The following is a 10,312-nucleotide window of genomic DNA, read 5'->3' as shown; positions in this document are numbered from 1 at the left end:
TCTGTTCTTTCAACTGTTTTTGCGTTTCCTTTAGGAGTTGCTGGCACTGCATCTTTAGGTAAATCAAAGTTTTGTGAGAAAGACGTTGTTCCATCTACACTCTGTGTAATTACTTGATTTGAACTATCTTCATTTGACTTTAAATTGTCCATTTTCGCATCATCTGCACCTCCCGCTACCAATCCTGTACTTAAAAGTGCTCCTGCTAATAATGTTTTAATCATTTTTCATTACCTCCTGTTTATTTGTAATATTCATCAAAAAAGTATCTAGAGTTAATGTTTTAGTCATTATCTTTATCTACTTGCTTTTTGATTACATTTAGCATAAGACAAGAATCTATAGTTGATATGGACTGCATCTGGAGATTATGTAAAGAAAAATAGATGATCAATTGTACATCCTAATGGATGCTTAGACAAGATTGAAACTTTATATGAATTTGAATAATTGAGTTCCCCTTTGTTTTTGGGTGTGAGGGACTAACCCTTTCTAATTTGAAAGCAAACTTTTTATTAATTGAAGAATTAAAAGAGGTGGGGATCTTACTGCCCGTTAATGCGAGATAAAAGAAAACCGCCTGAAATGATGTGTAATCGAATAGTAGTACATAAAAAAATACAAGTAACAATAAATTAAATCTCGTTAAAACAAAAAGGAGATATCCCAGGCATGGTACTAGGACATCTCCTTTACTTATCTAGATTTCTAAATTCTATACAGCACTATCAATTAAACAATTATTAAATATATCTTCTATCTAAAACATCGTATTATCATTAGCTGCTTCACTTGAAATCTCTTGAATTACATCCCAGTGTTCGACAATCTTTCCATCCTTGATACGAAATATATCCACTATAGCAACTCCCTTATCTTGAGAATTAGTACGAGAATGTACATGAAGAGCAACTGTATCCCCTTCAGCTACTACACGTTTAATCTCTGCAGAGGAATTAGGATTTTTAACAAAATCCTCCTTAAAGAAATCCATGAAGGCTTTTCGTCCATCAGCAACAAAAGGATTATGTTGCTTATAATCTTCGCTAACATATTTAGGGATAATATCGATATTATGTTTGTTAAAAACTTCATTATAGAAATCAACTACCATCTTTTTATTCTTTTCATTTTCTTTCACTTCTTTTGATACAGAAGCAACATTCTCGCTCTTTATTGAGTTCCCTTTGTTATTACCGGTGGAAGCTTGATATACCAAAGTCGAAACTACTCCTAAAATAAATACAGAAATAATTGTTATGATTAAACTTTTCTCTAATTTCATATATACCTACCTCTTCTACTTAAATAAGTTTTCTTCTATAAAAAGTTTGAAGAAGGAGAAACCTTCCCAAAAATGTAATGTCAGGGGTAATGTTAGGAATTTCATTTATCCTCCCCTATACAAGGCATATTAGAAACGATTAACTCTAACTTAATACCTCATTAACAGTTGCACTGTCCACAATTTGTATAAACTTCTTAACCTTATCGTTCTCATCAAACTTATAAAGATGACAAAAATCTGCTACAAATGACTTCCCTGTAGCTTTATATGTTCCACTATATTTTCCATACACAATAACAGTATTGTTATTAAAAGTATAAATTTCATCTTTAGCGCTATAGTCATCCCATTCCGTGCCAAGACGTTCATGTACGTTTTTCACTACTTCATCTGGACCTATATAAGTACCTGCATATGGAAACCCAGCAGCTTCTGTCCAAGATACATTTTCACTTAAATACGTTTTGAACGCATCCAATTTCCCTTCGCCAGTTAACACATACGTTTCATGTAATAGTTTTTGATATTTATTCATATCATTAACCCCAAGGCATTTCTTTTGTTACAACTTTTGCACTTAATTCTAATACACCTTTATTTGCATAGTCTGGATATGCTGCTTCAAGTTTTGCCACAAAATCTTTTGAAGTTCCACTTTCCTCAGAAGCTTGAATCGCAGTTCTTAAATAATCCATTGTCGCAGTAAGTGCTTGATTATTTAGGGATTTTTCGATTGATCCATGGCTAGGTACAATTATGTCAGCATGTAATGCTTGTAACACTTTCAAGTTCTCAATCCACGCCTCCATCGCCGCTTTTGAGCTAGTATCCGCTAAGAATACATGTATTTCGTTAAATACATCAATACCACCAATTAATACTTTCAGCTCTTTATTAAATAAGCTAGTTCTGTAATGATCTAAGCCTACTAGTTCAAATGTTAACCCCTGAAAATCAATTGTGTTTTCTTTAAACACTTGAGGTAATACCACGTTACTTGGTGCATTTTCTCCAAGGGCGTCTTTCCAAACTTTTAATTTCCCTAAGACAGAATGAACAATATGTTCAACAGTAGACTCTGTAGCATACGCTATAGCTTCTGGGTAAACGGCTTTAATGCTCTCTAATCCAAAGTAGTAGTCTGGATCCCCATGAATAATAAAGATTTTATCTAAAGATAAGTCGTTTTTTTTCAGATACTCAAAAATTTCTTTCGAATCAGATTGAGTAAATTTTGAGTTTATTAAAAATGCATGTCCTGCTTTCTCAACTAATGTTGCTGTGACCATAAAGCTTTTTTCGTCCGAACTAAACACCGTTAATTTCACATCTTGTTGATTTGTATCGATTGTTTTAAACATAGTATGTTATTCTCCTTTTGTTAAAGTTATTAACTAATTATCATATTTTTATCTTGTTCCGATAAAATCTCCCACTCCCATTCATCTGAAAGTGTAATAGTACTGGCGAATATTCCGGAGATGAATGTCAGGTGGCCTAAGATAACATGTTTGCTACTATATCCTAAATTTTCTTAATATAAATTTTTAAAACGCGCTTCAATTTTATCCGGCGTCATTACGCCACCACCAATAGGAATAATTTGATTATCCTTTTGTAAAAGTAAGGAAGGATAGCTATTAACACCAAGCTGTCGAACTTTATTGAAATCATTTTGGACATCTATTATTGTTTCTTGAGCGTTTAAACGTTCTAATACTTGTTCAGGGTCCAAACCATGCTCGATTGCAATTTTGCGATATGTTTCAGGATCACTCAGACTTTGGCCCTCATAATAAAACGCTTTTTGCATAGCCGAAGTGAATTCTAATAAACGGTCTGGCGCTAATGAGCGTAAAGCTGAAAAGCCAATTGCAGCATCTTTCGAATTCATTTTAAAAGTCCCTTCCTCCACCAATTTTTGATATGAAGGACCAAATTCAGCACCTGTAAGTTGATTAATTCTTTTATTTCCTTCTTCTATATATGAGAAGTTTTTCATTGGTAAATTATCTAAAAATAACCCTCCACATAAAACCGTTAATGGCACTTCAGTGTGGTTTTTGTAAAATCCTTTAATACTTTCTGAAAAACCATAGCACCATCCACAATATGCATCCCATACGTAAATAAGGTTATCTTGTTTCGTCTCCATTTAAATCTCCTACCTTTTTTTTATTATCCAGCTCAACTAAATTTTTGGTTTATATAAGTACATCTTTTTATACCTTGTTCTTTTTTAGATACCTTACTATATTTCCCCAAAACTAATATTTCCAAAGAAAGATCCACCAAGGTTTTTAACAAAAGATAACGTTGCACCTTATTGCCCCGTAACAGAAAATACTAAAGCTTAGAATATGCATTGATTTGAATGTGTTAGTAACTTTCTACACCGGGTGGCAACGTATGGACCACCATCCTTAATTAAATATATAAATCATATTTTTAGCAGATATCAGTTGTAACTAAATTGATTACATCTTTATGTAACTATTTTAGTTACAACTAATATAGAAGTCAATTCTTTTTTTCGAAAACATTAAATTTCTACATTAATCTACAACCAATCCCACATCACGTTCACCTACAAAGAAAAAAAGCACCAGGTCCCCCCAATACTTTTCCTCAAATCTAAAACAAATGACAAGCCACCTGATGCCCTTTCGCAATCTCCACCATCTTCGGTACTTCCTGTGCGCATTTTTCAGTGGCGAATTTGCAGCGCGTTCTGAATTTGCAGCCGGATGGTGAGTTTAGTGGGCTTGGTACTTCTCCCTCTAGGATGATCCGTTCTTTGCCTGTGTTTGTTGGATCTGGTTCTGGCATAGATGAGAGTAGTGCTTGTGTGTATGGATGTGCCGGTTTTGTGTATAGATCTTCGCTGTCAGCAATTTCTACTATGTTTCCTAAGTACATGACTCCGATTCGGTCTGATATGTGTCTTACCATGGATAGGTCATGCGCGATGAATAAATATGTGACGCCTGTTTCTTCTTGGATGTCTTGCAGCATGTTTACGACTTGTGCTTGGACTGAGACATCTAGTGCTGAGATTGGTTCGTCACATAGGATAAAGTCTGGTTTTACAGATAGTGCACGCGCGATGCTAATGCGCTGGCGCTGGCCTCCGCTAAATTCGTGCGGGTAGCGATATAAGTGTTCTTCTTTTAAGCCTACCTTTTTCAGAAGGTCTAAAATGATTTCTTTTTGTTCTTCTTTTTCGTAGGAACCGTGAATGTTCATCGGTTCGCTAATAATTTGGAATACGTTCATTGCCGGGTTTAATGATGCGTATGGATCTTGGAAAATGATTTGCATTCTTTTTCGATATTCTTTTAGTTCACTTTCCTTTAAACTTGCGATATCTTTTCCGTCGAATAAAACGTTACCTGAAGTGACGTCGTGTAAACGAATGATACTTCTTCCTGTCGTTGATTTTCCGCATCCGGATTCTCCTACTAATCCGAATGTTTCACCCTTTTTAATAGTGAAGCTTAAGTCATCAACTGCTTTTAATTGCTCTGTTTTTCTGCCGAATAGTCCTTTTTTAATAGGAAAATACTTTTTTAAGTTCCGAACTTCAATTAAGTTTTCTTCATGCATGGAAATCACCTACCGCCCTATCATTTAACCAGCACATAGAACGTCTTTCGTTTCCGATTTCAAAATATGGCGGACGTTCTTTTTCACAAATGTCCATCGCATGCGGGCAACGCTCTGCGAATGGGCAACCTTGTGGCGGGTTTAATAAGTTTGGCGTTACACCTTGAATAGGAGCGAGTCTTTCTTTTACGCCGTTCGATATTTTTGGCAAAGAGTTTAATAGCCCTTTCGTATATGGATGATTCGGCGATTGGAAAATATCAAGTACAGGTCCTTCTTCCATAATAAGCCCGCCGTACATAACGATAACGCGCGTACAGTTTTGCGCGACAATTCCTAAGTCATGCGTAATCAGAAGTAACGCCATATTTTTTTCGTTCTTTAAGTTTTTCATTAAATCTAGTATTTGTGCTTGTATCGTTACATCAAGTGCAGTCGTCGGTTCGTCCGCAATGAGAAGGTCCGGGTTACACGACATAGCCATTGCGATCATAACCCGCTGCTTCATACCGCCGCTTAGTTCATGCGGATATTGTTTTACCCTTTCTTCTGGCGACGAAAGGCCGACTTGTTTTAACAAGTTGATCGCGATCTGCTCTGCTTCTTTCTTTTTCACTTTTTGATGACGTATAATTACTTCCGTCATTTGTTTCCCAATTTTCACGACTGGATTTAGCGCTGACATTGGGTCTTGAGAGATAAGTGAAATTTGATTTCCTCTAATAGAACGTAATTCTTTTTCAGATTTAGAAAGTATGTTTTCATTATGAAAAAGGATTTCCCCTTCTTTCACTTTTCCTGGTGACGTAACGAGAGACATAACGGACTTCGCCATTACACTCTTTCCGCTTCCAGATTCCCCAACGATACCGACTACTTCTCCTTTATTTAAGCGAAATGTAACGCCGCGAACCGCTTCAACTTCGCCACTTTCTATGAAAAAAGAAGTCTTTAAATTTTTCACTTCTAATAGTTTTTCAGACACGCTGCTCACTCCTTTCACTTAACACTTTAGTTTTCATGTCCGGCTCCTTTTGGTGCGAAAGCTTTCTTCAACGCTTCACCAATTACGTTAAAACTAAGTACCGTTAAAAGGATAAGGAATCCTGGGAAGAGCGTTAAATACCAAGCTTCACCAATATATCCTTGCGCATTGTTTAGCATGCTGCCCCAAGAAGAATCTGGTTCTCTAATACCTAAACCTAAGAAACTAAGTGATGATTCCATTAAAATCGATGTCGCAATCGTTAATGTCGCAGCGATAATAATGGTTGATAAAATGTTCGGAATGATATGTCTTACAATAATCATAAGTGATTTTTGCCCTGATACTTTTGCGTATAAAACGTACTCACGCTCTTTTACAGATAACGTTTCTGCCCTTACAATACGGGCGGTGTCCATCCATGTTAGTAATCCGATAATAAGAACTAACGTCGTAATTCCTGGTTTTAAATACGCATTTAATAGTAGCATTAAAAAGAATGATGGAATTGACATCAGTACTTCAACAACCCTCATTAAAAAGTTGTCTAACTTTCCGCCAAAATATCCGCTAATTGTTCCAACTGCAGTACCGATTGTAATAGAAACAACCATCGCAAGGAAACCGACCGCAAGTGAAACTCGTCCGCCATATAACGCTCTCGTTAAGTAATCCCTTCCGTAATCATCCGTTCCGAAAGGATGACTCATACTTGGTTCTTGTAAGCGATCTGGAATCGACATTTTGCTAGGATCGTATGGCGATATGAATGCGAAAATTGATGCGACCGTTAAAACCGCAAGTATAATAACTCCCATTGCAACAAACTTATTTTTCGTAAAGCTATGTTTTATCGTTTGAAATCTCCTATTATTCATTCCAAATCACCCCCTCATTCGAATGCGCGGATCTACTACGCCATATAAAATATCAGCAATTAAGTTACCGAGAATTAACATGAATGATGATAGTAATGTAATTGCCATGATAATCGGATAATCAAATCTAAAAATAGCATTTACCCCAAGTGAACCAAGTCCTGGCCATGAGAATACTGTTTCCGTAATAAATGCTCCGCCTACTAAACTTGGAATCGATAATCCGAAAATTGTAATGATTGGTATTAATACATTTCGAAGTACGTGATTAAATAACACTGTTTTCTTCGAAGCGCCGTATGCATATTGAATTTGTACATATTCTTCTTCTAATTGCTGAATCGTACTTGAACGAATATATCTCATATAAACAGATACGTTTTGGAACGCTAGCACCATGCAAGGTAAAATGCCGTGTTGCACAATATCCCAGACAGAATCTTTACCTACGGTGCGCATACCCATACTCGGAAGTAGGTTCAATTTTAAAGAGAATAAGTAGACTAATAGTAGTGCAAACCAGAAAACCGGCATAGAAATACCAACGTATGAAATAAAGTTTACAATGCGGTCAAAGAATGAATTCTTTTTCACACCTGTAAATAGTCCAAGTGGTATTGCGATTACGAATGAGACGAGTAAAGATGATCCCATTAACCCAATTGTTGCAGGTAATCTTTCTGTGATAAGTTCCAAAACAGGACGATGATTTTGAAGTGAGTAACCAAAGTTTCCTGTTAAAATGTTTTTTAACCATAAAAAATACTGCACGTAAATTGGTTGATCTAGTCCTAAACTTTTGCGAATACGCTCCACATCAATTGGACTCATGTTTGGCGTTACAAAGTTTCGAACGGGATCCCCCGGCGCTAGCTTTATTAATAGAAAAGAAATAATAGAAATAACAAATAAAAGCGGAATTGCATTTAAAAGCCTCTTCGCAATTACTTTATACACAAACTTCCCCCCTCAAGCTAAAGAAGCTGATTTCCACCAGCTTCTTTATTGTTTCTTATTTCACTTCATAAATCTTAGATAGATCTTCAAACATTGTGACAGGAATTGCTTTTGCTTCTTTCAATCCATCAAACTTTTTATCTACTGCAATAACTGCTTTCGGATACGCGATTGGTAGATAAGGTACGTCTTCTCTAGCTGTCTCTTGAATTTTATGGTATAGCTCTGCGCGTTTTGTTTTATCTGTCTCAACTGCAGCTTCTTCCCATAACTTATCGAAATCAGCGTTTTTATATCGTGCATAATTGTATTCAGCATTACTTAAGAATAAGCTCTTATATGAATCTGGCTCAGGTCCCATTATGTAACCACCAAATGTAATGTCATATTCTTTATTCTCTTTATCTAAGCCTTTTTCACTTGCCGCACTAGCATCTAATGCATTTAGTTCAACTTCTAAGCCAACTTCTTTTAATTTTTGTTGTGTATAAAGCGCTAAGCTTTCCATAATTTTATTATTCGTTACATACATCACACGTACTTTTTCTTTATCTTTCACGCCAGCTTTTGCTAATAAATCTTTCGCTTCTTTTTTATCATACTTATAGTCTTTAATATCTTTCGCATAATACATAGCGTCTGGCGTTAAGATTGAATTTGCTGGTTCTGCAAATTCACCTGAAACGAATGCTGAGTTAATCATTTCTTTTTTATCTAACGCATGCGCAATTGCTTGGCGCACTTCTTTTTTCTTCATAAGATCAGTATTCATGTTATAAGATAAGTAGAATAATCTACCTTCAGGGAATGTCACCATTGAGAAGTTCCCAGTGCTATCTAGTTTCTTAAAGTCTTGCGGTTCAATCATCTTCATGTTGATTTGACCATTTTGCAGTGAAACATTTGCTGTATTACGGTCTTTTACAACGCGGTATACGATAGAGTCTAATTTAGCTTTCCCACCTACATAATCATCAAATCGATCTAACGCAACGTACTCATCTGATTTATACTCTTTAAACTTAAACGGCCCTGATCCTACAGGCTGTAAGTTTTTCTTACTCTTCGCTAAATCTGCTTCCCCTTCAAATACATGTTTCGGAATTGGGAAGAAATCATTCATCACACCTTCAAAAGATGCACTTACTTGTGGTAACACGAATTGAGTCGTTAGCTCATCCACCTTTTTCACCTCAAGCGGCTTTCCTTTAAAAATAAAGTTTTCACGGCTTGAGCTATTTTGCTTCTCATCTAAAATAGATTGGAATGTAAATGCTATATCGTCTGATGTAATTTTCTTACCATCATGCCATTTCAAATTATCTTTTAATTTCAATGTCCACGTTAATTGATCTTCTGAAGGCGTAAAGCTCTCAGCAAGAACAAACTTTTTCTTACCGTCTTCCATATGATATAGCGGCGCATATAAAGCTTGCTGCACAGTTAATGACACACGATCATTCGCATAAAGCGGATTCATCGTATCTGGATTATCGCTAACACCAATCGTTAACGCCCCTCCGTCTTTCGGAGTCCCTGATTTACTAGTTCCTGCTTGCTTCGAATCTTTTTCCCCTGAACAAGCAGCTAATGCAATAAGTAGTATTAGAACAAATGGTAATGCAAATAACTTCTGTTTCATCTTTCGGCCCCCTCGAACTGTTTATGCCCATAAGAAAACTCGGAATTAATCCCGAGTTTTCTTATAAGTTTTAAATTACCACTACCCGTATGTAAAGTCAAACTTTTTTGTAAAACTAGAAAGTTTGAAATCTATTACTGAATTCTTGCGATAAACTATATGTATAAGGATGATAAAATAAAAAGACCACGAATAGGTTACCTCGTAAAATGAGTTAAAAAACTAGCAGCTTACAAAAAAACTCTAAAAGGATTGTTATATATGACCGAAAATATAGAATGGAATTAAAGATAAAAAAACACATTTAGGAGGTTATCATGACATTTGATGAATTGAAAAAAAATAAACCAACAACCTCATGGGTTGAGTATGATGAAGATGGGGAGTTTTTCACTGAAGAAAATATAAGTGCAGCAAATACAGTTCTTGACACTTACATTAACAATTTACAGCGATTAGGAGAGAATCCAACCGAAGTCGAAGTAATGCAAGTTGTTAAAGAGGTAGTTATTAAATTAAATGAATTAAATATCGAACATGACCATTTTATTGAAACAATGGAAAGAGAAGATCTCTATGAATTTATCGATACAGCAGCACGAATAGCTGGCTTAGAATCCGAGGAAGATATAACAGAAGAATGGCGAGAATGGTAAAAAGTTGCACCTCTAATAATTAGAGGTGCAACTTTTTCATATACCAATTGAATGAATGATTTGATGTCCGCACAAAATTCATATGTTCCAACATAATATCAATTTGATTTTTACCAAGAGGATTCAATTATAAATACTAGCACACCCACATCAACAAAAAAGACCACCAAAAGGCAGTCTCAAAACTCAATCTTATTCCCTACTCCGCGCTCCACCGCTCTCTCATACAAATACTTCGCAACGATAATATCCACTACCGCTAAACCAACTGATTTAAAAACAGTAATTTCTTCATCATTT

Annotated in this window: 10 protein-coding genes and 2 pseudogenes; 1 reads left to right on the top strand and 11 read right to left on the bottom strand. The window is 35.7% G+C overall.

The genetic code is table 11. From position 1 onward, the window contains the following. The 10 genes and pseudogenes from MR170_RS28395 to MR170_RS28350 all read right to left on the bottom strand — a co-directional run. Positions 1–224: pseudogene (locus tag MR170_RS28395) on the bottom strand (alpha-ketoglutarate permease); the annotation flags it as partial. A gap of 536 nt (positions 225–760) precedes the next feature. Beyond that, positions 761–1,285: a nuclear transport factor 2 family protein gene (locus MR170_RS28390; RefSeq protein WP_016082678.1), complete on the bottom strand. Its 525-nt coding sequence runs from the start codon at positions 1,283–1,285 to the stop codon at positions 761–763. A gap of 145 nt (positions 1,286–1,430) precedes the next feature. After that, positions 1,431–1,823 carry a nuclear transport factor 2 family protein gene (locus MR170_RS28385; RefSeq protein WP_001046367.1) on the bottom strand — a complete coding sequence of 131 codons (393 nt, stop codon included), beginning with the start codon at positions 1,821–1,823 and terminating at the stop codon, positions 1,431–1,433. 4 nt (positions 1,824–1,827) lie between these two features. Continuing rightward, a complete protein-coding gene (locus MR170_RS28380) occupies positions 1,828–2,649 on the bottom strand; it encodes an MBL fold metallo-hydrolase (RefSeq protein WP_242310284.1) in 822 nt (273 codons plus the stop codon). 173 nt (positions 2,650–2,822) lie between these two features. After that, positions 2,823–3,443 carry a DsbA family protein gene (locus MR170_RS28375; protein ID WP_000448622.1) on the bottom strand — a complete coding sequence of 207 codons (621 nt, stop codon included), beginning with the start codon at positions 3,441–3,443 and terminating at the stop codon, positions 2,823–2,825. 479 nt (positions 3,444–3,922) lie between these two features. Beyond that, positions 3,923–4,894 carry an ABC transporter ATP-binding protein gene (locus MR170_RS28370; RefSeq protein WP_000544136.1) on the bottom strand — a complete coding sequence of 324 codons (972 nt, stop codon included), beginning with the start codon at positions 4,892–4,894 and terminating at the stop codon, positions 3,923–3,925. Continuing rightward, on the bottom strand, positions 4,887–5,879 hold the full coding sequence (locus MR170_RS28365; RefSeq protein WP_242310282.1) for an ABC transporter ATP-binding protein: 993 nt from the start codon (positions 5,877–5,879) through the stop codon (positions 4,887–4,889). Before MR170_RS28365 ends, MR170_RS28370 begins: the two co-directional genes overlap by 8 nt. A 26-nt stretch (positions 5,880–5,905) precedes the next feature. Continuing rightward, entirely contained in the window at positions 5,906–6,757 is an 852-nt protein-coding gene (locus MR170_RS28360; protein ID WP_043935135.1) for an ABC transporter permease, read from the bottom strand. Positions 6,758–6,763: 6 nt separating this feature from the next. After that, positions 6,764–7,714 carry an ABC transporter permease gene (locus MR170_RS28355; protein ID WP_000278778.1) on the bottom strand — a complete coding sequence of 317 codons (951 nt, stop codon included), beginning with the start codon at positions 7,712–7,714 and terminating at the stop codon, positions 6,764–6,766. A 55-nt stretch (positions 7,715–7,769) separates the two neighbouring features. Further along, entirely contained in the window at positions 7,770–9,356 is a 1,587-nt protein-coding gene (locus MR170_RS28350; protein WP_043935134.1) for an ABC transporter substrate-binding protein, read from the bottom strand. 317 nt (positions 9,357–9,673) lie between these two features. Here MR170_RS28350 and MR170_RS28345 point away from each other — a divergent pair, with 317 nt between their 5' ends. Continuing rightward, positions 9,674–10,012 (top strand): hypothetical protein, encoded by a 339-nt coding sequence (locus tag MR170_RS28345; protein WP_242310280.1) that lies wholly within the window; start codon positions 9,674–9,676, stop codon positions 10,010–10,012. Between the two features lie 179 nt (positions 10,013–10,191). On the opposite strand, the pseudogene MR170_RS28340 reads toward MR170_RS28345, so the two are convergent. Continuing rightward, positions 10,192–10,312 (bottom strand): annotated as a pseudogene (locus tag MR170_RS28340) (ornithine cyclodeaminase family protein); the annotation flags it as partial.

Origin of the sequence: Bacillus cereus group sp. BfR-BA-01524, assembly GCF_022662595.1 — a bacterium.
In the GTDB taxonomy this organism is placed as follows: domain Bacteria; phylum Bacillota; class Bacilli; order Bacillales; family Bacillaceae_G; genus Bacillus_A; species Bacillus_A thuringiensis_S.
Note: the sequence above shows the minus strand (reverse complement) of the source record. Positions and strands in the feature narration are given on the sequence as shown.

Excerpts from the sequence above, each read along its gene's own strand:
- MR170_RS28360 (WP_043935135.1), bottom strand. The coding sequence starts at position 6,757 with ATGAATAATAGGAGATTTCAAACGATAAAACATAGCTTTACGAAAAAT.
- MR170_RS28345 (WP_242310280.1), top strand. The coding sequence starts at position 9,674 with ATGACATTTGATGAATTGAAAAAAAATAAACCAACAACCTCATGGGTT.
- MR170_RS28350 (WP_043935134.1), bottom strand. The coding sequence starts at position 9,356 with ATGAAACAGAAGTTATTTGCATTACCATTTGTTCTAATACTACTTATT.
- MR170_RS28390 (WP_016082678.1), bottom strand. The coding sequence starts at position 1,285 with ATGAAATTAGAGAAAAGTTTAATCATAACAATTATTTCTGTATTTATT.
- MR170_RS28375 (WP_000448622.1), bottom strand. The coding sequence starts at position 3,443 with ATGGAGACGAAACAAGATAACCTTATTTACGTATGGGATGCATATTGT.
- MR170_RS28380 (WP_242310284.1), bottom strand. The coding sequence starts at position 2,649 with ATGTTTAAAACAATCGATACAAATCAACAAGATGTGAAATTAACGGTG.
- MR170_RS28385 (WP_001046367.1), bottom strand. The coding sequence starts at position 1,823 with ATGAATAAATATCAAAAACTATTACATGAAACGTATGTGTTAACTGGC.
- MR170_RS28370 (WP_000544136.1), bottom strand. The coding sequence starts at position 4,894 with ATGCATGAAGAAAACTTAATTGAAGTTCGGAACTTAAAAAAGTATTTT.